This is a genomic window from Pasteurella testudinis DSM 23072 (assembly GCF_900176075.1).
Lineage (GTDB): Bacteria > Pseudomonadota > Gammaproteobacteria > Enterobacterales > Pasteurellaceae > Chelonobacter > Chelonobacter testudinis.
This window is the reverse complement of record NZ_FWWV01000013.1, coordinates 53,882-76,452: the sequence shown is the minus strand read 5'-3', so window position 1 is coordinate 76,452 and position 22,571 is coordinate 53,882. Positions and strand designations below refer to the sequence as shown.

The following is a 22,571-nucleotide window of genomic DNA, read 5'->3' as shown; positions in this document are numbered from 1 at the left end:
TTCGCCGTTTAGTGTGGGGCGGTTGCTGATGTTAGCAACTTGATGGCGTCGACCGCACTTTGATCTCAATAACCTTGTTTGCGCAGTGTGCGATAGTTATCACAGCCGCTTTGATCACCGTTGCCGCAGGCTTTGGCATACCACTGTTTTGCTTTAATAAAATCTTGTTTCACCCCTTGCCCGTTACTATAGAGAACACCCAAATTATTTTGTGCCTTTGGATTGCCTTGCGCCGCTGCTTTTTGATACCACTGTAGGGCTTGTTGGTAATCCTGTTTCACTCCCCGCCCATCATCATACATGATGCCCAAATTATATTGGGCTGAAGAATGCCCCTGTGCTGCCGCTTCCTGATACCACTTAACGGCTTCCTGATAATCTTGTATCACTTCAGATTGCTCATAGATAACGCCTAAATTATATTGTGCGATAACGTCGCCTTGTGCCACTGCTTTTAGATACCACTTAACGGCTTGGTGATCATCTCGTTTTACCCCTTGTCCATGGTTATACATAAAACCTAAATTATTTTGTGCATAAGCATGACCTTGCTCGGCTGCTTTTTGATACCATATTGCGGCTTGCTGGTAATTTTGTGTAACGCCTTCACCGGTGCTGTAGATAACGCCTAAATTATATTGCGCATCGATATCGCCTTGCTCTGCGCGGGTTTGCAGCTGTGCCAATGATTCCGCTTGCGCAACTAATGGCAAACTTAAGCATAAAGCCAAAAGTGCGGTGATCCGTTTATACATAAACTCCTCATTCAAGATTAAACGTTTAATTTGAAGATGCGCGGTCTATCGTGGGACGGTTGCTGATGCTGGCAACTTGATGGCATCGACCGCACTTTGATCTTTAATCACCTTGCTTATTGAGTTTACGATAATTATCACAACCAAGTTGATCGCCGTTATCACAGGCTTTGCCAAACCAAGATTTTGCGAGCTGAACGTTTTGTTTTACGCCTGTTCCTTCCGTATACATGACACCTAAATTATTTTGTGCACCGGCATCACCGTTATTTGCGGCTTTTTGATACCATTGTGCGGCTTGGTGATAATCCTGCTTAACTCCTTGTCCATTAGCATACAGTAAAGCTAAATTAAATTGTGCATCGGTATGACCGTTATTTGCGGCTTTTTGATACCATTGCGAGGCTTGGCGATAATCTTGTTGAACGCCTTTTCCGTTCTCATATATCCACCCTAAATTATATTGTGCCCTGAAATTGCCTTGTTCAGCGGCTTTTTGATACCACTGCATGGCTTGTTGGTAATCTTGTTTAACTCCTCGTCCATTAGCATACAGTAAAGCTAAATTATATTGTGCATCGCTATTTTCCTGATTTGCAGCTTTTTGATACCATTGTGCGGCTTGGTGAGAATCCTGCTTAACCCCTTGTCCATTAGCATACAGTACACCTAAATTATATTGTGCATCGGCATCGCCTTGTTCTGCTTGGGCTTGCAATTGTTCAAATGATTCCGCTTGTGCGCTTAACGGTAAACTTAAGCATAAAGTCAAAAGTGCGGTATAAAAGTATTTCAGCATAAATTCCTCATTCAAGATTAAACGTTCAATTTGAAAAAATCTTTCGCAGTTTGCACATCGTTGGCAATTTGTTGTTTTAACTGTGCAAAATCGGCAAATTTGATTTCGTTACGGATTTTATGGCGTAGGATCACCTCAAGGGCTTTCCCGTATAAATCTTGTTGAAAATCAAAAAGATGCACTTCCAATAACGGGCGCGTGCCGCCGTCTACGGTCGGGCGGTTGCCGATGTTGGCAACCCCTTGATAACGCCGACCGCACTTGTCGGCAATCTCCACCGCATAGACCCCTTGAATCGGGTTGACTTGGCGGTGCAGGTGAATATTGGCGGTGGGGAAACCGATGGTGCGTCCCAGTTTGTTGCCGTGTGCCACCCGACCGCGAATGCTGTAAGGTTTGCCGAGCATGTTTTCGGCGAGTTTGAGATTGTCTTGTGCCAGCGCTTGGCGAATCAGGGTGCTGCTGATCCGTTGCTGTTGCAGAGAAAAGCTGTCGTTGTTTTCGACCGTGAAACCGAACTGTTCGCCTGCGTGTAACAGCGTTTGAAAATTGCCTTGCCGCTGTGCGCCAAACTGAAAATCATCGCCGATACTGAGAAATTTGACTTGTAATTTATCGACTAAATAATCCTGAATAAAACGCTCGGCGGACAGGTTGGCAAAAGTGCGGTTAAAACGGATACACAGCACATAATCGATGGCGGCTTGGCGTAAAAATACCAGCTTATCACGCAGGCGCATTAAACGTGCCGGAGCATTGTGCGAAGCAAAAAACTCATTCGGTTGCGGTTCAAACAGCATCACCACCGTCGGCAAGCCCAGTTGTTGCGCCTTTTGTTTCAGGTGGGCGAGAATGTGTTGATGACCTAAATGGCAACCGTCAAAGTTGCCGATTGTCAGGGCGCAGCCGTTGTTAAACGCAGGAAGGTTGTAAATGCCTCGAATCAATTGCATAGCGTTATCGTCAGTTCTTCTGAAAAATTGAGCAAGATAATAACATATTAGTGACGGAAATGTTGTTTACGCACACCGAATAATGCCAGCAAGATAAAATAAGACAACACAGCACCGACAATCAACCAGCTTAACCAATGCACCCGCTCGAAAAAAGCCATCGCCGCCCACTGCGTCAACGTCGGCGAATAGTAAAAAATAAAAGCGCCCATGCCGATAGCCGCCGCCAATAAGCGCAAGGCGAACAGCAGGGTGGTTTGGCTAAATTGATACACGCCGGCTTTGGCAAGTCCGTGGTAGAGCAGATAGGCATTGAGGGTGGAGGACATCGCCGAGGCAATCGCCAAGCCGACATAACCAAACGGAATCGCCAGCAGGTTAAAGCCCATGTTGCTCACCATGGCGATAATGCCGTAGCGCACCGGCGTTTTGGTGTCTTGCCGTGCGTAGTAGCCGTTGGCGAGGATTTTGATCAGCATATAACTCAGCAGTGCACTGGTGAACGCCCATAGCGAATAAGAGGCGGCGACTACATCGGACAGCAGAAAACTGCCGCGCATAAACAGCACCATCAGCATCGGCTGTGCCAACACTGCAATGCCGACAGCCGCCGGCATACCCAACAGCAAAATCATGCGCACGCCCCAATCCATGGTGTTGCGGAACGCTTGGCTGACCACATGGTCCGGATTGGCTTGATCACGGTTGACATGGTGGCGGGCGAGAGTCGGCAGGATCACGGTGGAAATCGCAATGCCGAACAGCCCGAGCGGAAATTCCAGCAGGCGGTCGGAATAATACAGCCAGCTGATCGAACCGGTCATCAGGAAACTGGCGATAAAGGTGTCCAACAACAGATTGATTTGGCTGACCGACACCCCGAACAGCGCCGGAATCATCAAGGTGCGGATTTTTTTCACGCCCGGATCGTTCCACGCCCATTTCGGTTTGACCAGCATTTTGGCTTGTTTTAAAAACGGAATCTGGAATAAAAATTGCAACAAACCACCGAGGAAAATCCCGATCGCCAGCGCCATATCCGGGCTTTCCATGCGCGGCGCCAAGAAAAGTGCGGTCGCAATCATCGCGATATTCAGCAGCACCGGTGAAAACGCCATCACGCCGAATTTACCAAGCGTGTTTAAAATCGCCCCCGACAGCGCCACCAAGGTGATAAACCACAAATAAGGAAAGGTGATTTTCAACAGCAGCGAGGCTTGTTCATATTTGTAAGCGTCAGGACCGTCGTTGAGCCAATCCATAAACCAGCCGGTACCGAAAATCGCCGCAATTACCGGCGAACCGACCATCGCAACAACGGTGACAATCGCCACCAAGCCGCCGAGTGTGCCATTCACTTTGGCGACAAATTCCTGCGTTCGGCTTAAATCGCCTTCTTTGCGGTATTCCGCCAGCACCGGAATAAACGCCTGCGAAAACGCCCCCTCGGCAAACAGTCGGCGTAAGAAATTGGGGATACGGTTGGCGAACAGGAAAATATCGGCGGCCGCGCCGGCACCGAGCAAATTGGCGATCACCACGTCACGGATCAAGCCCAAAATGCGCGAAAGCAGGGTCATACCGCTGACGATAATGCCGGATTTTAATAACGGTTTACTCAAAACAGGCTCTCTGATGGCAGAATAAGTTGAATGACTTACGTCGAATGATTGGGCTAATTGTATAGAAAATTTGTTTTTTAGCTATATTCCACATAAAAAAACTGCTAAAATTGCGCCCCTATGTGTGAAATAACGTGTTAGGTAGAGCGTGCGAAGTCGGGAATGATGACGAAAGTGGCTCTTTTGTCCGAACCCTGTTTTCGCTGTGGCTACAACCCTAAATCGTGTCTTGTTGCGGCAATACACGGCGATAACGAACAAAGTGCATATTACTATTTGGCAAACGCATATTGACAAACGCATAGAAAACAGGCATATTCTACGCCTTTATTTTTATGTCCATTTTTTACAGAAATTTTTGGGAGTTTGACCTTGGCTAATATCAAGTCAGCGAAAAAACGTGCGATTCAATCTGAAAAACGCCGTCAGCACAATGCAAGTCAACGTTCTATGATGCGTACTTACATCAAAAAAGTATACGCAGCCGTAGCGAGCGGTGACAAATCCACAGCCGAAACCGCATTCGTCGAAATGCAAAAAGTGGTGGACAGAATGGCTTCTAAAGGCTTAATCCACGCAAACAAAGCGGCTAACCACAAATCTAAATTATCTGCACAAATCAAAAAGTTGGCAGCATAATTCCGTTTGTCGTTGAAAACGTTTTAAACTGAAAACCGCACTTTAAAAGTGCGGTTTTTTATGGCCTTTAATTCGGGTTAACGGCTAAAGCGCCGTCTTTGGGAATGAAAACGCCGTGCCGCATTGGCGTGCCGATTGTTGTTGACCGCACTTTTCTCCTCTTTATGCAGCAAAACAATTTTACGCCGTCTGCGCAAGAAATAGTGGATACTACTGGCAAACACCACGCCGCACAGGAAAACAATGATCAGTTCGCCGTATAAATGGTGGAACAGGGCGTTGATTTTGGCTTGCGTCGTTTGGCCGTATTGGGTGTCGAAGGTGACGCGCAGGTAGCCGAGCAGACCGCGTGCCGATGAATAGATGGGTTCGACGATTTGCTGGGTGGCGGCGGTTTGTTCACGGTCTGGGTTGTCCAAGCCAATGCGGTTGCGGAAATTGAATTGGTTGCTGCTTTGCGCCAAAATGGTGCCTTGCGCCGAATACACCGTTGCATCGAGTACAAATTCTTGCAGGCGGAATTGATCCAGACTTTCGCTTAAACTTTCCTGCTTGGCATTATTGACCAACAACACTGACATCAAATTCGCCTGTTGCCGCACCAGCGTATGCGACAGATAAGAAACCTGATTGACACTGGCAAGCTGCGAACCGACTTTAAACTGGTTTACGCCGTACAGAATCACGCTCATAATCGCCGCGCAGCACAAAATAATCGTCAGTAACAGCACGGATTTGATGATTTTTTCTTTGTTTAAATAGACCAACGTCGCCTCTTATAAATGTTCAAATGCACGAAATTATGCTAAGGTCTGCAGACTTATTCATAACGGCGAATTATAGCATATTTAAACAAGTTGGAACGATTATGTCACAACAGGCTCTCAACACTATTATCGATTTTTGGCCGCAGCTGCCGACCGAACTGAATCCGAATCATGCGATTGCGACTGAGAGGCAGCCGTTTGTGTTATATGGCAAAGGACTGGATAAAACGGTTTTATCGGCATTTGCCGCACAAACGGGGCAAGCCTTGCGCCTTTGCGATGCTTGGTTGTCGGAGTCGTATGTCGCGGTGATTTTGCAGGGACGATATGGTGACGATTTGCTGAAATCGGCGCACGCTCTGGCATTGGATATTGCACCGTTGTGCGCCGTACCGCACTTGCAGCAAGCCGGTTTGTTGGTGATGGATATGGATTCGACCGCGATTCAAATCGAATGTATCGACGAAATCGCCAAGCTGGCAGGTAGCGGTGAGCTGGTGTCGGCAATCACCGAGCAGGCGATGCGTGGCGAGCTGGATTTTGAACAAAGTCTGCGCCGTCGGGTCGGCACATTGCAAGGTGCACCGGAAAGCATTTTGCAGCAAGTGCGGTCTGAACTGCCGCTAATGCCCGGTTTAGTGCGGTTGTTGCAAGTATTGCAGCAGCACGGTTGGCGCACGGCGATTGCTTCCGGCGGCTTTACCTATTTTGCCGATCATTTAAAACAAACCTTAAAACTGGACGCCGCGGTGTCGAACCAACTGGAGATTATCGACGGCGTCTTGAGCGGACAGGTGAGCGGGCAGGTGGTTGACGCCAAGTTTAAAGCGCAAACCCTCAAGCATTTGCGTGAGCAATTTGGTTTAAGCAAACAACAGACCATTGCGATTGGCGACGGTGCGAATGATCTGCCGATGTTGGCGGAGGCGGGTTTGGGGATAGCGTTTCATGCCAAGCCGAAAGTGCAGCAACAGGCGCAGGTGGTGGTGAATCATGCCGATTTAACCGCACTTTTGCTATTATTGGCAGCCAATCAACGTTTGCAAGCGCTGTAAAGATTAAAAACCATAAAATTGAACATAAATTTGAGATTAAGGAGAAAGACATTATGCCTTCTTTTGATATTGTATCCGAAGTGACCGTGCATGAAGTGCGCAATGCGGTGGAAAATGCCAACCGTGATTTGAGCAATCGCTGGGATTTTAAAAATGTGCAGGCGACGATTGATCTGAATGAAAAAGAGGTCAAAATCAAAGTCAGTAGCGAATCGGATTTTCAGGTTGAACAATTGTTGGATATTTTACGCAATGCGATGATTAAACGCGGTATCGAACATAATTCGTTGGATATTGACGAGCAGTTCGAGCACAGCGGCAAGATTTACAGCAAGGAAGTGAAGATCAAGCAAGGGATTGAAAGCGAGATGGCGAAGAAAATCACCAAATTGGTGAAAGACGCCAAAATCAAGGTGCAAACCCAAATTCAGGGCGACCAAGTGCGAGTAACCGGCAAGTCGCGCGACGATTTGCAGGCGGTTATCCAATTGGTTAAAAACGCCGAATTGGGGCAGCCGTTCCAGTTTAATAATTTTAGAGATTAGTAGCCGTTGATCTCAAGTAAGAGGTGGTGATGATGCAGACTCAAGCTAAAACCGGCTGGTTTAAAAAGCTATTAAAGCAATATGATCAACTCTGCAAAGATCTTGGGGTGGATAAAGGCGGCGGCTGTCGCCGTTGCGTGCCGATCATCAAACAAGATCCAGAGCCGGAAAAGCAAAATAAAAAAGATAGCGAATAATCGATGGCGGATAACGCTTTGCTGCCGCTGGACGTGGTGATTCCCTGCTATAACGCCGAAAAGACGCTGCAAAGAGCGGTTGACAGCGTACTGAACCAAAGTGCGGTTCACCGTCTGTATCTGATCGACGATGGTTCGCAAGACCGCACTTGGCAGTTGATCCAACAATTGGCGGCGCGATCGGGGCGGATATCGGCACTGCAAATGACGCTTACCAAAACGAAGCCCTGACCGCCGCACAACTCGCCTTGTCCAACTTCAATTATCTCAGCATGGTTCGTCTGCCGTTGATTGCGGTTGATTTGCCGCTGCGTTATGCGCAACATGCGGATTTGGCGCACGCTTGGCAGATTTTGCAAATGACGGTGGGTGGCAATACGGTTTTTCGCCGTGCGCTGTTTTTGGCCGCCGGCGGTTTTCCGCAAGATCCACTGTTCCGTCGTTTGGGCGGAGAAGACGGCGCGTTAGGACGGGCGTTTGTGGCGGCTACCGTGGTCGGCACATTGTTTGATCAATGGGGTGAGAGCGGTTTGAACGGACAAAAGTGCGGTAATGACAGCGTTCAGGCGGCCGGCGTGTTGCACTTTTGTCGTGACGGCATGCACGCCGAGCGTTTGTTGGACGCTGTGCTTTTTCAGCGGCATGATCCGCAAGTGCTGCACTATTTACCCCAAGCGGAGCAGGTGACACAACGGATTATCCGGCAATTACAACAACTGTCGCCGGCGTTACAAGTGGAAAAGTGCGGTGTCATGCCGTTGTATTGGCAAGTGTAACAAGCCTTACTTTCAGCGAGATTTCTTCCCCTCAAGCTTCCCCTCAAGCGGCAGATAAAGGCCAGAATTGTGTTTTTTATCACATTTTTGATATAAAACCGCGCGATATTTTTTTACAATTCTTTCACTAATTATAAATTCTGTTAGAATGCCCGCACCTTTATCGTCTTGGTTTTTTGGGGTGTTATTATGTTATGGTTTTTAATTTGTGTCGGCTTGCTGTTGGCAGGCTATTTTGTGTACGGCTCGATTATTGAGAAAATTTTCAAAATCAACCCGTCACGGGTTACACCGGCGCACCATATGGCTGACGGCTGCGATTATGTGCCGATGTCCAAGAAAAAAATTTGGTTGATCCAGTTGCTGAATATTGCCGGAACCGGTCCGATTTTCGGCCCGATTCTAGGGGCGCTTTATGGACCGGTGGCAATGTTGTGGATCGTTTTCGGCTGCATTTTTGCCGGTGCGGTGCATGATTATTTCTGCGGAATGTTAAGTATTCGTAACAAAGGGGCAAATATTCCGTTCTTGGCCGGTAAATATTTAGGCCAACCTGCCAAACATTTTATGAATGTGCTGGCAATCTTGCTATTGCTGTTGGTTGGTGTGGTCTTCGTTGCCAGTCCGGCATCATTATTAACCAATATCACCACCGATATCATGAGTTCCGGTTCTGTCGGGGCGGTGAATGAGGAAGCGACAAGCCGCGCCAGCATTTTGGTGATCTGGACCAGTATCATTTTCATTTACTATCTGTTGGCGACATTGGTGCCGATCGACAAAATTATCGGTCGTATCTATCCGCTGTTCGGCGCATTGTTGCTGTTTATGACGGTGGGTATGCTGTTCGGCTTAATTTTCGAGGGAATTCCGATGTTCAGAAGCATCGGTATGGACGTTGATTTCGGGACTTTCTTACAGAACTTACACCCGAAAGATCTGCCGATTTGGCCGTTGCTGTTTATCACCATCGCCTGCGGTGCGATTTCCGGTTTCCATGCGACGCAAACACCGTTAATGGCACGTTGTACTGAAAATGAGAACGAAGGTCGCTTTATTTTTTACGGCGCGATGATCGGCGAAGGGGTGATTGCATTAATTTGGTGTATGGTCGGTCTGAGCTTCTATGAGTCCTCGGAAGCAATGAATGCCGCGATTGCTGCCGGAACACCGTCTAAAGTGGTATACGACTCTGCTATCGGTATGCTGGGAGTATTTGGCGGTGTCTTGGCGGTGTTAGGCGTGGTGATTTTACCTATTACTTCCGGCGACACCGCATTCCGCGCTGCGCGTTTGCTGATTGCCGACTTCTTTAAAATGGAACAGCGTAGCTTGGTCAAACGCTTGTTGATTGCGATTCCTCTGTTTATTGTCGGCTTTATTGTCTCGAAAGTGGATTTCCAAGTGCTATGGCGCTATTTTGGTTGGGCGAACCAAACAACGGCAACTGTAATGCTGTGGGTCGCTGCGGCTTATTTATACCGTTACGCTAAATTCCACTGGGTTGCGACTGTGCCGGCGGTGTTTATGACAACCGTATGTTCCACTTTCCTGTTCAATGCGCAAATCGGCTTCGGCTTAGATTATCAATTGTCGGTTTACTTGGGATTTGCTACTGCAGCTGTTGCTGTCGTTGCGTTCTTTGGGCTGTTGAAACCGATCGCGGTCGGCGATCCGGATTCGGAACCTTCCACTTAATATTTCAAACTGAAAATAAAAAGCGAGCTAATAGCTCGCTTTTTTTGTGTTTTGAATTAGATTAAAACCACCTTTTCTCAGCTTATTCTCATGATATTCAATGCGTTATAGTAATTTTATTGATGTTTCAAGATTTGAATCGCGAATTTTTCAGTTTTTTATGATTAAAAAATATTTCAAAATGAAATAAAAATATTTCATTTTGTGATCTAGTTAAAGTTTTTTGCTTTTAAAATACCGTAATATTTCCTCACTGATTGGCGCAGCGCAAATCAGCAGCCCGTATTTTGATACGAAACTATTTTGATGAGGTTATTTATGATGATTGAAGCGATTACACAGGGCGCGGAATGGTTTATCGGGCTATTCCAAAAAGGGGGCGAAGTTTTTAGCGGAATGGTGACGGGGATTCTGCCGTTGCTGATTTCGTTACTGGTTATTATGAATGCGTTAATCACCTTTATCGGGCAAGCGCGTATTGAACGTTTGGCGCAGCGCAGCGCCGGCAATCCGATTTCCCGCTATTTGATTCTGCCGGTATTCGGCACTTTCGTATTTTGTAATCCGATGACCCTGAGTTTAGGACGTTTCCTACCGGAACGTTATAAACCCAGTTATTACGCCGCAGCCTCTTATAGCTGCCACTCGATGAACGGTTTGTTTCCGCATATCAATCCCGGCGAGCTGTTCGTGTATTTGGGCATTGCCAACGGTTTGACCACGCTGGGCGTGCCGCTTGCGCCGCTGGCGGTCAGCTATTTACTGGTTGGCATGGTAACCAATTTCTTCCGCGGCTGGGTGACGGATTTTACGACGGCGGTTTTTGAAAAACGCATGAATATCAGATTGGCACGCGAAGTACATTTATAAGCGATTGGAGAGGAGCATAGGATCATGACAAAAGCGATTTATATTGAAAAAGGTAACGGCGGCTGGGGCGGCCCGCTGACCGTGCCGGTGACGGCAGGCAAAAAAGTGCTGTATATGACGGCGGGAACCCGTCCGGCGATTGTGGACAAATTAATCGAATTGACCGGTTGGGAAGCGGTGGACGGATTTAAAGACGGTGAGCCGAGCGCTGACGAAATCGGCATTGCGATTATTGATTGCGGCGGTGTGTTGCGCTGCGGACTTTATCCGAAGCGCCGTATTCCGACCATTAATATCCACGCCACCGGCAAATCAGGACCGCTGGCAGAATTTATCGTCGAGGATATTTATGTCTCTGCGGTGAAAGAAAGCAATATCCGCTTAATTGACAGTGATGCGGGCGTGCCTGCCGATTCGGCAATGCAAAGCGCAGCCGGGGACAGCAAAAGTAGGCTTGGGAACAGCGAAAGTGCGGTTGGAGAAAGCCAAAGTGCGGTTAAAACCTATGACAGCAGTAAAAAAATCACCGAACAGAGTGATGGCTTGCTAGCCAAAATCGGTATGGGAATGGGCTCGGTGGTGGCGGTGTTTTTCCAAGCCGGACGGGATACGATCGATACCGTACTGAAAACCATTTTACCGTTTATGGCGTTCGTTTCCGCTTTAATCGGCATCATTATGGCATCGGGCTTAGGCGATTGGATCGCACACGGCTTGACCCCGTTGGCAAACAGCCCGATTGGCTTGGTGACGTTGGCGCTGATCTGCTCTTTTCCGTTTTTATCGCCGTTCTTGGGGCCGGGTGCGGTGATTGCGCAAGTGATCGGCGTGCTGGTCGGGGTGCAGATCGGCATGGGCAATATTCCGCCGAGTTTGGCGTTGCCGGCGCTGTTTGCGATTAATGCACAGGCGGCGTGCGATTTTATTCCAGTCGGGCTGTCTTTGGCGGAAGCCAAACAAGATACCGTGCGCGTGGGCGTACCCTCGGTTTTGGTCAGCCGTTTCTTAACCGGTGCGCCGACCGTTTTGCTGGCGTGGTTTGTTTCCGCCTTTATTTATTAAACCATTGCTATTAAACAACTGCTATTAAACAACTGTGTGAGGATTGGCTAATGCAAATTATTTACCAAACGACAATTACCAAAATCGGTCAATTTGCCCGTGATGCGCTGGCGGAAAATATGTTGATCACCTTTAAGCAAGGCGCGCCGCAAGATCTGGAGGATTTCTGCTTTATTCACCGACATGGTGAATTGCACACGGAAGTGCGCTGCGGCGATGTGTTACAGATCGATCAACAGGAGTATGCCATTACTGCGGTCGGCTCGGTCGCCGCATTTAATTTAAAAGCGTTGGGGCATGTGACGTTTCGCTTCGATGCCGCCGCCGAAGCCGAGTATCCGGGCACAATCCATGTAAGCGGTGCAGTGCCGACCGCACTTGATGTGAATTCAGTTTTAAAAATCAAACGTAAATAATCAGGAGTCTATTATGAATACAAAAGTGGCTGTCGTCGTCGGCGGCGGACAAACCTTAGGCGCATTTTTAGCCGTCGGTTTGGCGGAACAGGGCTATCGGGTCGCCGTTGCCGATTTAAATCAGGCAAATGCCGTCAAAACCGCCGCTGAAATTCAGCAAAAGTGCGGTCGGCAATCGGCGCAGGGCTTTCAAGTCGACGCCACCGACGAGCAGAGCGTGGTAGCGCTGGCGCAGCAGGTGGATCAGGCGTTCGGACAGGTCGATTTGCTGGTGTACAGCGCCGGTGTTGCCAAAGCGGCGCCGATCACCGATTTTGCGCTGAATGACTTTGAATTTTCGGTCAAAGTGAATTTAACCGGTTATTTTTTGTGTGCCAGAGAGTTTGCCAAGCTGATGATCCGTGACGGCATTCAAGGGCGGATTATCCAAATCAACTCTAAATCCGGCAAGGTCGGCAGTAAACATAACTCCGGTTACAGCGCCGCCAAATTCGGCGGTGTCGGGCTGACCCAATCGCTGGCGCTGGATTTGGCGGACAAAGGCATTACCGTGCACTCTTTGATGTTGGGCAATTTACTTAAATCGCCGATGTTCCAGTCGTTGATTCCGCAATATGCCGAAAAATTGGGCATTGCGGTACAAGAGGTGGAGCAGAGCTATATTGACAAAGTGCCGCTGAAACGGGGCTGCGACTATCAGGACGTGCTGAATGTTTTGCTGTTTTACGCCAGTGAACAGGCTTCTTACTGCACCGGACAATCAATCAACATTACCGGCGGACAGGTGATGCTTTAATAAAAAAATGGCGGGTTTGCTCACATTTATTTGCATAATCCGCCAATTTTCTTTCAAAATGTGAGATAATTTGGTTTATGGATACTATAAATATACTAATTTTAGTTGCCGTCCTCGCTTGGTTATTGCAAATAGCGCTCGGCTGGCGGCAAGTATCACGCTTTAACACCGCATTTGAATTATTATGCCAGCAGGGGAATGTCGGCGTCGGACGGACACAGGGACGTTTCAAACCAAAGGTTGTCATTGCCGTTGCTTTTGATTCAAACAAATATGTTACGGACTCATTGTTAATGAAAGGCTATACCGTTTTCTCCCGTCCTCAATCTATTGGCGGATTAAAAGGATTGAAGCTCGGAGAAATTGTGCCGCGGCTTATTTTTCCTGATAACCAAGCCTGTCAGGAAGCGTTGGCGGAGGCGATTCGTTTGCAATAGATCCGTCACTGAACAACGATGAGATGGAATTGTATGAAACCCAAAGAAAGGCAAGCCGCGATTATTGATTATCTGGAAGTGCACGGCAAAACGCCGGTGGATAATCTTGCCAACCACTTTAAAACGACCGGCGCCACTATTCGCAAAGACCTGACCGCACTTGAAGAGAGCGGCAAAGTGCTGCGCACCTACGGCAGTGTGGTGCTGACCAACAACGATGAAGGCGATTTGCCGATTATCAACAAAGCCAATATCAATTTGGAAAACAAGAAGAAAATTGCCAAAGCCGCCGTCGAGTTGATCAAAGAGGGCGATTCGATGATTATTGATGCAGGCAGCACGGTGTTGCAGATGATTCCGTTTTTATCCAAAGTGGATAATTTAACGATCATGACCAATAGCCTGCATATCATCAATAGCTTGGCAAATCTGGATAAGAATTACGAACTGCTGATGTGCGGCGGCACTTATCGCCCGAAATCGGCGTCATTTCATGGCATTTTGGCCGAATCGACCTTTGAGAAATTCGCTTTTGACAAACTGTTTATCGGCACCGACGGTTTTGATCTGAATGTCGGCTCGACCACATTTAACGAAGTGCACGGTGTCAGCACCGCGATGTGTAACGCCGCGCAACAAATTATCCTGCTGGCGGACTCCTCCAAATTCGGCAGACGCAGCCCGAATGTCGTGTGTCCGTTGGAGAAAATTGATACCATCATCACCGACAAAGGGCTGGATCGGCAGATTTACCAAACGCTCACTGCGAAAAATATTCGGGTGATTTTAGCCGATTGATCAGGGCAGACCGCACTTTGCTTTGTCAGGCAATTTTGTTAGGGCAATAACAATAGGTCAATAACAAAAAGTGCGGTTATTCTTTTCGCTATAGTGGCAGAATTCAGGCAAAAAAATACCGCACTTTGGTGTTGAACCGAAAGTGCGGTATTGAACGGGTTAGCTTAACAGCTCAATTATTTAGCAATGTGAGCAACCAAGTCTAATACTTTGTTTGAGTAACCGGTTTCGTTATCGTACCAAGATACCAATTTAACGAAAGTGTCGGTTAATGCGATACCTGCATCCGCATCGAATACGGAAGTCAAGGCACAGCCGTTAAAGTCGGTAGAGACTACGGCATCTTCAGTGTAACCCAATACGCCTTTCAATTCGCCGTTGAAAGTTTTACCTTCGGCTGCGTCTTTGATCGCGGCTTTGATTTGTTCGTATGTAGCGGCTTTTTCCAAGTTAACGGTCAAGTCGACAACAGACACGTTTGGTGTTGGAACACGGAACGCCATACCGGTCAGTTTACCGTTCAATGCCGGTAATACTTTACCGACCGCTTTAGCAGCACCGGTTGAAGAAGGAATGATGTTTTGTGCCGCACCACGGCCGCCGCGCCAGTCTTTGGCTGACGGACCGTCAACGGTTTTTTGAGTTGCTGTGGTTGCGTGAACAGTGGTCATCAAACCGTCTTTGATACCGAAAGTTTCATGAATAACACGCGCCAGAGGGGCTAAACAGTTAGTGGTGCATGAAGCGTTGGACACGATATCTTGACCGGCATATTCGCTGAAGTTTACACCGCTAACGAACATTGGGGTATTATCTTTTGACGGACCGGTTAAAACGACTTTTTTCGCACCTGCAGTGATGTGTTTGCGTGCAGTTTCATCAGTCAGGAACAAGCCGGTGGCTTCAACTGCGATATCAACGCCGATTTCATTCCATTTCAGGTTCGCAGGATCACGTTCAGCGGTAACACGGATGCTTTTTCCGTTTACGACTAAGTTGCCATCTTTCACTTCAACGGTACCATCAAAACGACCGTGAGTTGAATCGTATTTCAGCATGTAAGCCATGTAATCAACATCGATCAAGTCGTTGATACCGACTACTTCGATGTCATCACGTTGTTGCGCTGCACGGAAAACGATACGACCGATACGGCCAAAACCATTAATACCAATTTTAATTGCCATGAGATTTTTACCCTTCATTAAGTTTAACAAAATTACTACATTTCCCTGCCATTTTGCTTAAAAACATTACATTTAGCACCATTTTTGCACATCATTGCAGTTTCATGTAACTCTGTGAAGTATATCACAGGTTTCCCTTGCTCTGAAACAACAAATTCTTGAGGCAAGTCAAGATAGCGGAAAAAATATAACAGATAATGAAAGCTGGGTATAGCGGTGAGAAAATTCGCGCTATTTTGGTGTATTTTGTTTTAGAATGGGAAAGGATTTAACGTTAAAACCAGCGGAGAAAAGCATGAAAACAAAGGAGCAATTGAGTGCCGAGCAGCGGCGGATCTGTTTGGAACAAGGCACGGAATTGCCGTTTAGCGGCAAACTGTTACAGCAGCAGGGAGTGGGGTTATACCGTTGTTTGTTGTGTGAGTCGCCGCTGTTTGTGTCGGATACCAAATTTGATGCCGGTTGTGGCTGGCCGAGTTTTTATCAGCCTGTCTCGGAACAGGCGATTCGTTATTTGGACGATTACAGTCTGTCGCGCCATCGCACCGAAATCCGCTGCGGCAACTGTGATTCGCATTTAGGGCATGTGTTTGATGACGGGCCGCCGCCAACCGGATTGCGTTTTTGCGTCAATTCGGTTTCGTTGCTTTTTGAGAATGGGGAAAGTGGTGAAATAATAGAAGGGTAACAGTCTAAAAATGTGATTTGGTTAGCATTTTTTCATATAAGATCATAAATGGTTATTCTTTTTTCGCAACTTGATTACAATACTTCATTATTGGTAGATCATATTTTAAAAAAAGAAATAAATTCAGGGTAGGAAAATGAATTACAGTCGTGCGATTTTGCGTAATTTTTTGGGGAAAACACCGGATTGGTATAAAGCGTGTATTTTGGGGTTTTTAATCGTCAATCCGATTATTTATTATATGATTAGCCCCTTTTGGGCTGGGTGGTTGCTGGTCGCCGAATTTATTTTCACCTTGGCAATGGCGCTGAAATGCTATCCGTTACAGGCGGGTGGCTTATTGGTTATCGAAGCCATTGCTATCGGTATGACTACACCGCACCAAATTATGCACGAAGTGATGGCAAACATTGAAGTATTGCTGCTGTTGATGTTTATGGTGGCAGGGATCTTCTTTATGAAGCAACTGCTGTTGTTCATTTTTACTAAGTTGCTGTTGGGCATTCATTCCAAATTGCGCCTTTCGCTGGCATTCTGCTTGTGTGCGGCTTTTTTATCGGCATTTCTCGACGCCTTGACCGTGGTGGCGGTGATTATCAGTGTCGGTACCGGCTTTTATGCGGTCTATCACAAAGTCGCTTCCGGGTACACCTTTGACGACAATTCCGATGATATTTTCAACGATCAAAAAATTGATATGTCGCGTAATACCTTGGAACAATTCCGCAGTTTCTTGCGCAGCTTAATGATGCACGCCGGAGTGGGAACCGCACTTGGTGGCGTGATGACCATGGTGGGCGAGCCGCAAAACCTGATTATTGCCGCGCAAGCCAATTGGGGCTTTGGTGAATTTTTCCTGCGTATGCTGCCGGTCACGTTGCCGGTGCTGATTTGCGGAACATTGACGTGCTTGGCGCTGGAGCGTTTTAAAGTGTTTGGTTATGGCCAGCGTTTACCCCAAAAAGTCTGGGTGGTACTGGCGCGTTATGAACGGGAACAGAGCCGGAAATTGACCGAACAGGATCGTGCCAAATTGTATATTCAGGCATTGGTCGGGATCTGGTTGATTTGCGGTTTGGCATTCCATTTGGCTGCGGTCGGTTTGATTGGTTTGAGCGTGATTATTTTGGCTACCGCGTTCTGCGGTATCACCGAAGAACATGCGTTGGGTAAAGCGTTCCAAGATGCGTTGCCGTTTGCTTCGTTATTGGTCGTTTTCTTTGCCGTGGTGTCGGTGATTATCGATCAGGGCTTGTTTCAGCCGATTATCCAGTTTGTGTTGCACGCCTCGGAAGAGACCCAGTTGGCACTCTTTTATATCTTTAACGGTTTACTGTCGGCAATTTCCGATAATGTGTTTGTCGGCACGGTGTATATTAACGAAGCCAAAACCGCACTGAGCGCCGGCACCATCACTCAACAGCAATTTGAACTGATTGCGGTGGCGATCAACACCGGTACCAATCTGCCGTCGGTCGCTACGCCGAACGGACAGGCGGCTTTCCTGTTTTTATTAACCTCTTCATTTGCACCGCTCATTCGTTTATCTTATGGGCGAATGGTTTACATGGCTTTACCTTATACTATCGTTTTGTCACTAGTTGGGTTAGTATCTGTAGAATTACTTTTACCGGAATTTATGCTTTGGTTCGAAAGCATGGGCTGGTTTGTTACACCATAAGAAGGAAAGCAAATGTTTCATTTTTTAAAACAGGCATCTCTCAGTCGCGGCAGTTGGTTTTTGTTATTGCTTTCTTGCGTGGTGTTCGAAGGGGCAGGGCTGTATTTTCAGCATGTGATGAAGCTGGAGCCGTGCGTGATGTGTATTTATGAACGCGTGGCGATTTTGGGGATCGCATTGGCGGCGGTATTTGCCATGCTTGCGCCGCGTTTATTGCTGGTTCGTCTGCTGGCGCTGGCAATCGGTTTGTTTAGTGCGGTCAAAGGATTACTGTTAGCGCTGCAACATACCGATTATCAATTAAATCCGGCGCCGTGGAACCAATGCCCGTTGATGGTGGAGTTTCCGACGACATTACCGCTAAATAAATGGTTGCCGCAAATGTTTGAGGCTTACGGTTCTTGCAGCGAATTGCAATGGTCGTTTTTAGGCTTTGCCATGCCGCAGTGGTTAATTGTGATTTTTGCCGCTTATATTTTAGTGTTGGGATTGGTGTTGATCAGCCAGGTCAAGCCAACACGTTCACGCCAACGGACACTGTTCAAATAAGCGGTTTCAAATAGCCCGCATACGCAAAAGAGCGGTTATCTAGCCATTCGGGCTGATAACCGCTCTTTTGCGTTTTGCCGTTCGTTTTAATAACCCGTTCGTTTTAATAACCCGAGATATTAAAATCCGGCGTGAATAAATTTTCTTTAATGCGTTTCACTTGGGTTTTTAACGTGCCGTCAGGATACAGCTCAAATTCGCGCCAGCCCGGCGGCATCACGCCTAAACTAAAATGGTAACTGTCGGATTTAAACTGAATACAGGTCGACGGTGTGGTCAGAATACGGTAGTTATTCCATTGGATATCCATCGCCTGATGAATGTGACCGCTGATGATCGCTTTAATATGCCGGTGTTGGCTCAGGCAGCTTAAAAACTCTGAAGTATTGCGCAGGTTGTGTTGATCCAACCAGGCAGAACGCGTTGGCGCAATATGGTGATGCAACACCACCAGCGTATGTAACTCAGGATATTGCTCCAGCTTGGCGAGCAGCCAATCGAGTTGATACTGGTTCAAATAGCCGTGCGGCACGTTCAGCACTTGGCTGTCGAGCATCAGAATTTGCCAATGCTCATTAATGATAATGTGTTTCAACGGAGAAATATAGTCGGACTGCTGATTGAGCACATCGACCATATGCGGCTGATAATCGTGATTGCCCGGAATCCAAAACACCGGTTTTTGCAGGCGTGTAATCTCCTCGCTGAAATAGCGGTACCCCTCCAAGCTGCTGTCTTGTACCAAATCACCGGTCGCCAAGACAAATTCGAAATTAAAGGGGGTTTGCTTAATTTCGGATAAAACCGCAGCGAAACTATCAAAGGTATTAATCCCCAGTAGTTCGGATTTTTTATCGGCAAACAGATGGGGATCGGTTACTTGAATAAACCGCACCGGCGTACTGTCCGAATGGTGTAAAAAAGTCGTTCTCAAAATATACCAACAAAATTTATAAAAAATAAAAATAATTCGTAACTGATAAGATACTGTTTTTGATAAAAATGTCAGTATTTTTATATTAAAAATGCTAGTAGGCGCACATTTTGTATTAAATAATCGCGAAGAATTAGAGTTACATCACTGTTTTTTAACTTATAACCATAATTTTTTTAAGCGTTGGTGATTCAGTTGCAGCCACTGTAAACCGATCACCGCAATACTGTTGTCAATTTGACCGCTTTCAACCCATTGATAGGCTTGTTCACGGCTGACGACATGCACTTTAATATCTTCGTGTTCTTCCGCCAGCCCGTGCAAACCGCCGGCTTGGGTTGTATCCACTTTACCGGCAAACAGGTGAATCCGTTCGAATACACCGCCCGGGCTGTCCCACACGCTGAGTGCCGGCAGAATTTGCTGAATGTCAACGCCGGCTTCCTCTTGTGCTTCCCGTTGTGCCACGTCAAGCGGCTGCTCGTTCTCTTCCACCATGCCGGCGATCAACTCCAGCAACCAAGGGGATTTTTCACTCTCGGCGACATAAGCGCCGATCCGCACTTGCTCGACCAATACCACTTCATCACGCAGCGGATCATAAGCGATTACGGCAGACGCCGCACCTTTATACAATAATTCGCGGGTGACCGTGCCGCTGTAACCGCCGGCAAACAGTTTGTGGCGGAATTGGATTTTGTAGAGCTTGAAGAAGCCGTCATAGACCAGCTCTTGTTGTTGGATCGCTAAATCTGCGGCGGAGAATTGTTCTATCGACATATTGGTTTCCTTAATCTTGATATTTTATGGCTTAGGGTAAGGATAGCGGAGCAAAAGATTATTGCGCCATAGTGTACCAAATTAGGCTTTTTTTTCACTTACATTTCCAAACGCTTTTAGGTAAAATGAAAAAATGAACGATCATTTAGTGGAGAAACACATGAAAAAAACAACATTGTTGCTGTCGGTGTTAAGTGTAGGGTTGATGACGCAACAAGTGATGGCTGCATCTTTAATGGAGGCCTACGAACAGGCGAAAGCCAGTGATCCTGTTGTGAAAAAAGCCTATGCGGACAGCCAACAGATTATGGAGGGCAAAAATCAGGCAAAAGGCGCGCTGTTACCGCAACTCAACGCGAGCGCCAGTTATGGCAGCAACCGTTATGTGGATCACGGCAAGACTCACGACAGCGGCTATAACAACAGTTTTAACCAAAACCGCGCTTTCAGTATCGGCTTGAATTTAAGCCAAACATTATTTGATATGAGCTTGTGGCGTAATTTGTCATTGCAGGAAAAAACGGCGCAACAAGCGGAAGTCTCTTATCAGGCAACCCAGCAAAACTTGCTTTACCGCGTGGCAACCGCGTATATTTCGGTGCTGAACAGCATTGATACCTTGGCATCGGTGCAATCCGAAAAAAGTGCGGTTTACAACCAATTAAGCAACACCAATCAGCAATATCAAGTCGGCTTGGTGGCGATTACCGATGTTGACGAAGCCCAAGCGCAATACGACAGCGTGATTGCCAGCGAAATCGTGGCGAAGAATGATGTGGATAATAGTATTGAAGCCTTGTATGAAATTACAGGTCAGTATCCGTTAGATATTAACAAACTGGATACCAAAAAATTCAAAACCCAAACCTATGCCAATCCGAACCAGTATATTGCGCAAGGGGAAGAGCAGAATTTAACCTTGACCTACTACAAAATGGGCAAAGAATTGGCAAAAGACGGGATTAAAGTGGCGCAAAGCGCATATTTGCCAACGGTAAATCTGGTGGCGGGCTTGACCCACAGCAATTCGCGCATGCCGATCGCCAGCAATTACGGGATTGCAGATCGCAATGTGGATCAGGCAACAATCGGCGTGGAAGTGTCAATGCCGTTGTACACCGGCGGGCAAACCAGCTCGCGAGTCCGTCAGCAGCAACACGCTTTCGTCAGCAGCTCGGAAAATCTGGAATCGACCTATCGTGATTTGGTACGCAATATTCGTTCGACCGTCAACAGCTTGAATGCCGCTTCTAGCTCGATTAAAGCCTATCAGCAATATGTCATCTCGTCAGAAAGTGCTTATCGTGCGACATTATCCGGTTATGAAACCGGCACCAGAACGATTTTGGACGTGTTGACCGCCACCCGCACCCGCCATGAAGCGCAACGTCAATTGTCTTCCGCACGTTATAATTATCTGTTGCTGGAACTGCAATTGCGCCAACTGTCGGGCACGCTGAATGAAAATGATTTAAGCCGTTTGAATAATTTATTGACGCTCAGAACCAAACTGTAAAAACAGGTGGCATAGAAAAGCGTCGGATATGATAAGGGGTGACATTCACCCCTTAATTGATCGCCGAATAGTCCGTTTGAGTTTCAAACCAGCTTTCTAAAATAATACAAGCCGAGATCGAATCGATTTTCCCTTTTTCCAACGCCTTGAAACCGCGACGGGAAAAAATTTCCGCACGCGCTTCCACTGTGCTGAGGCGCTCGTCGTGTAGCACCACCGGAACGGCGAAGCGGCCGTGAATCCGTTGTGAAAATTTGCGCGCCCGTCGGGTGATCTCTTGCTCCGTACCGTCCATATTCAGTGGCAAACCGACGATAACCACTTTGGGTTGCCACTCTCGCAGACATTTTTCGATCAAGTCCCAATTAGGAATGCCGTCATTGGCTTTGAAAGCTGCCAAGGCTTGTGCCGTGCCGGTAATACTTTGCCCGACGGCACAGCCGATACTTTTTATACCGAAATCAAACGCAAGTGCGGTAAATCCCATCAGGCGTGTCCTGCGTGCGTGGCAAGATGAGTTGGCTCGATGCCTAAAGAACGGCTGGCTTCCAGCCAACGGCGATCATAAGGCACGTCAAATAACAGATGTTGGTTAGCCTCTATCACCAACCAAGCGTTATCGGCAATTTCCTGTTCCAATTGCTCCGCTTTCCAACTGCAGCAACCCAGCGCCACTAGGTATTTTTCCGGCGCATCGGCTCGGCCGATGGTTTGCAGCACATCGGCGGAAGTGGTCAGCCACACCTGATCGGACACGGCAAAACTGTGCTGAAACGGCGGAATGCATTTCGTGTGTAAAATAAAGCCGCGTTCAATGCCGACCGGACCGCCCATCAACACAATATCATCTTGTTGGTACTCCCGTTTGTCGGCGATCAGAAAATTCATTTTGGCGATAATTTCCGCCACACTCAGCTCGGTGGCTTGGGTCAACATAATTCCCATTGCGCCATCTTCATTATGTTCACAAATATAAATCAGTGAATTTTTGAAAAACGGATCGTCCATTCCGGGCATTGCCAGTAAAAAATGATCTTGTAGTTTCATCGTG

General features: G+C 47.3%; 25 protein-coding genes and 1 pseudogene. 16 read left to right on the top strand and 10 right to left on the bottom strand.

Annotated elements, in window-relative coordinates:
• Window positions 1-65: 65 nt before the first annotated feature.
• The 4 genes from B8880_RS06450 to murJ all read right to left on the bottom strand — a co-directional run bounded on the left by B8880_RS06450 (window position 66) and on the right by murJ (window position 4,129).
• Window positions 66-755, bottom strand: a complete 690-nt coding sequence (locus B8880_RS06450) for a tetratricopeptide repeat protein (RefSeq protein WP_084256801.1) — start codon at window positions 753-755, stop codon at window positions 66-68.
• Window positions 756-858: 103 nt separating this feature from the next.
• On the bottom strand, window positions 859-1,569 hold the full coding sequence (locus B8880_RS06445) for a tetratricopeptide repeat protein (protein WP_244165614.1): 711 nt from the start codon (window positions 1,567-1,569) through the stop codon (window positions 859-861).
• 2 nt (window positions 1,570-1,571) lie between these two features.
• Window positions 1,572-2,507 carry a bifunctional riboflavin kinase/FAD synthetase gene (ribF, locus tag B8880_RS06440; protein WP_084256799.1) on the bottom strand — a complete coding sequence of 312 codons (936 nt, stop codon included), beginning with the start codon at window positions 2,505-2,507 and terminating at the stop codon, window positions 1,572-1,574.
• A 47-nt stretch (window positions 2,508-2,554) separates the two neighbouring features.
• Window positions 2,555-4,129 carry a murein biosynthesis integral membrane protein MurJ gene (murJ, locus tag B8880_RS06435; RefSeq protein WP_084256798.1) on the bottom strand — a complete coding sequence of 525 codons (1,575 nt, stop codon included), beginning with the start codon at window positions 4,127-4,129 and terminating at the stop codon, window positions 2,555-2,557.
• Between the two features lie 372 nt (window positions 4,130-4,501).
• On the opposite strand from murJ, the gene rpsT reads away from it, so the two are divergent.
• The gene (rpsT, locus tag B8880_RS06430) at window positions 4,502-4,768 is read left to right on the top strand and encodes a 30S ribosomal protein S20 (protein WP_084256797.1); all 267 of its coding nucleotides are present in this window, start codon (window positions 4,502-4,504) and stop codon (window positions 4,766-4,768) included.
• Between the two features lie 77 nt (window positions 4,769-4,845).
• On the opposite strand, the gene B8880_RS06425 is transcribed toward rpsT, so the two are convergent.
• The gene (locus tag B8880_RS06425) at window positions 4,846-5,535 is read right to left on the bottom strand and encodes a YtjB family periplasmic protein (protein ID WP_244165613.1); all 690 of its coding nucleotides are present in this window, start codon (window positions 5,533-5,535) and stop codon (window positions 4,846-4,848) included.
• A 101-nt stretch (window positions 5,536-5,636) separates the two neighbouring features.
• Here B8880_RS06425 and serB point away from each other — a divergent pair, with 101 nt between their 5' ends.
• The 11 genes and pseudogenes from serB to srlR all read left to right on the top strand — a co-directional run bounded on the left by serB (window position 5,637) and on the right by srlR (window position 14,185).
• A complete protein-coding gene (serB, locus tag B8880_RS06420) occupies window positions 5,637-6,590 on the top strand; it encodes a phosphoserine phosphatase (RefSeq protein ID WP_084256796.1) in 954 nt (317 codons plus the stop codon).
• 53 nt (window positions 6,591-6,643) lie between these two features.
• Window positions 6,644-7,135 (top strand): YajQ family cyclic di-GMP-binding protein, encoded by a 492-nt coding sequence (locus B8880_RS06415; RefSeq protein ID WP_084256795.1) that lies wholly within the window; start codon window positions 6,644-6,646, stop codon window positions 7,133-7,135.
• Between the two features lie 29 nt (window positions 7,136-7,164).
• Complete coding sequence (locus B8880_RS14390) at window positions 7,165-7,332, top strand: DUF5363 family protein (protein WP_425272995.1); 168 nt, start codon at window positions 7,165-7,167, stop codon at window positions 7,330-7,332.
• 3 nt (window positions 7,333-7,335) lie between these two features.
• Window positions 7,336-8,108 (top strand): annotated as a pseudogene (locus B8880_RS06410) (glycosyltransferase family 2 protein).
• A gap of 189 nt (window positions 8,109-8,297) precedes the next feature.
• Window positions 8,298-9,806, top strand: a complete 1,509-nt coding sequence (locus tag B8880_RS06405) for a carbon starvation CstA family protein (RefSeq protein ID WP_084256794.1) — start codon at window positions 8,298-8,300, stop codon at window positions 9,804-9,806.
• Window positions 9,807-10,127: 321 nt separating this feature from the next.
• The gene (gene srlA / locus B8880_RS06400) at window positions 10,128-10,676 is read left to right on the top strand and encodes a PTS glucitol/sorbitol transporter subunit IIC (RefSeq protein ID WP_084256936.1); all 549 of its coding nucleotides are present in this window, start codon (window positions 10,128-10,130) and stop codon (window positions 10,674-10,676) included.
• A gap of 24 nt (window positions 10,677-10,700) precedes the next feature.
• Window positions 10,701-11,738: a PTS glucitol/sorbitol transporter subunit IIB gene (srlE, locus tag B8880_RS06395; RefSeq protein ID WP_084256793.1), complete on the top strand. Its 1,038-nt coding sequence runs from the start codon at window positions 10,701-10,703 to the stop codon at window positions 11,736-11,738.
• A 50-nt stretch (window positions 11,739-11,788) separates the two neighbouring features.
• Window positions 11,789-12,154, top strand: coding sequence for a PTS glucitol/sorbitol transporter subunit IIA (gene srlB / locus B8880_RS06390; protein ID WP_084256792.1), 366 nt, complete (start codon window positions 11,789-11,791; stop codon window positions 12,152-12,154).
• A 13-nt stretch (window positions 12,155-12,167) separates the two neighbouring features.
• Complete coding sequence (gene srlD, locus B8880_RS06385) at window positions 12,168-12,950, top strand: sorbitol-6-phosphate dehydrogenase (RefSeq protein ID WP_084256791.1); 783 nt, start codon at window positions 12,168-12,170, stop codon at window positions 12,948-12,950.
• 77 nt (window positions 12,951-13,027) lie between these two features.
• Entirely contained in the window at window positions 13,028-13,387 is a 360-nt protein-coding gene (gutM, locus tag B8880_RS06380) for a transcriptional regulator GutM (RefSeq protein WP_084256790.1), read from the top strand.
• 33 nt (window positions 13,388-13,420) lie between these two features.
• Window positions 13,421-14,185, top strand: a complete 765-nt coding sequence (gene srlR, locus B8880_RS06375; RefSeq protein ID WP_084256789.1) for a glucitol operon DNA-binding transcriptional repressor SrlR — start codon at window positions 13,421-13,423, stop codon at window positions 14,183-14,185.
• Window positions 14,186-14,361: 176 nt separating this feature from the next.
• On the opposite strand, the gene gapA is transcribed toward srlR, so the two are convergent.
• Window positions 14,362-15,372, bottom strand: coding sequence for a glyceraldehyde-3-phosphate dehydrogenase (gene gapA / locus B8880_RS06370; protein ID WP_084256788.1), 1,011 nt, complete (start codon window positions 15,370-15,372; stop codon window positions 14,362-14,364).
• Window positions 15,373-15,667: 295 nt separating this feature from the next.
• Between gapA and msrB the strand changes: the two genes are divergently transcribed.
• From msrB to dsbB, 3 genes are all read left to right on the top strand, one after another.
• On the top strand, window positions 15,668-16,060 hold the full coding sequence (msrB, locus tag B8880_RS06365; protein WP_218563592.1) for a peptide-methionine (R)-S-oxide reductase MsrB: 393 nt from the start codon (window positions 15,668-15,670) through the stop codon (window positions 16,058-16,060).
• Between the two features lie 136 nt (window positions 16,061-16,196).
• Window positions 16,197-17,741, top strand: coding sequence for a sodium/proton antiporter NhaB (gene nhaB / locus B8880_RS06360; RefSeq protein ID WP_084256786.1), 1,545 nt, complete (start codon window positions 16,197-16,199; stop codon window positions 17,739-17,741).
• Between the two features lie 12 nt (window positions 17,742-17,753).
• Window positions 17,754-18,290 (top strand): disulfide bond formation protein DsbB, encoded by a 537-nt coding sequence (dsbB, locus tag B8880_RS06355; protein WP_084256785.1) that lies wholly within the window; start codon window positions 17,754-17,756, stop codon window positions 18,288-18,290.
• 103 nt (window positions 18,291-18,393) lie between these two features.
• Here the strand turns inward: dsbB and cpdA are convergent, their stop codons facing one another.
• Together cpdA and nudF are read right to left on the bottom strand one after the other, a co-directional pair.
• Complete coding sequence (gene cpdA / locus B8880_RS06350) at window positions 18,394-19,224, bottom strand: 3',5'-cyclic-AMP phosphodiesterase (RefSeq protein WP_084256784.1); 831 nt, start codon at window positions 19,222-19,224, stop codon at window positions 18,394-18,396.
• 159 nt (window positions 19,225-19,383) lie between these two features.
• Window positions 19,384-20,004, bottom strand: a complete 621-nt coding sequence (gene nudF, locus B8880_RS06345; RefSeq protein ID WP_084256783.1) for an ADP-ribose diphosphatase — start codon at window positions 20,002-20,004, stop codon at window positions 19,384-19,386.
• 160 nt (window positions 20,005-20,164) lie between these two features.
• Here nudF and B8880_RS06340 point away from each other — a divergent pair, with 160 nt between their 5' ends.
• On the top strand, window positions 20,165-21,520 hold the full coding sequence (locus B8880_RS06340) for a TolC family outer membrane protein (RefSeq protein WP_159460729.1): 1,356 nt from the start codon (window positions 20,165-20,167) through the stop codon (window positions 21,518-21,520).
• Between the two features lie 52 nt (window positions 21,521-21,572).
• On the opposite strand, the gene ruvX is transcribed toward B8880_RS06340, so the two are convergent.
• Together ruvX and B8880_RS06330 are read right to left on the bottom strand one after the other, a co-directional pair.
• On the bottom strand, window positions 21,573-22,007 hold the full coding sequence (gene ruvX, locus B8880_RS06335) for a Holliday junction resolvase RuvX (RefSeq protein WP_084256781.1): 435 nt from the start codon (window positions 22,005-22,007) through the stop codon (window positions 21,573-21,575).
• A complete protein-coding gene (locus tag B8880_RS06330; protein ID WP_084256780.1) occupies window positions 22,007-22,567 on the bottom strand; it encodes a YqgE/AlgH family protein in 561 nt (186 codons plus the stop codon). The genes ruvX and B8880_RS06330 overlap by 1 nt, the downstream gene beginning before the upstream one ends.
• Window positions 22,568-22,571 lie beyond the last annotated feature (4 nt).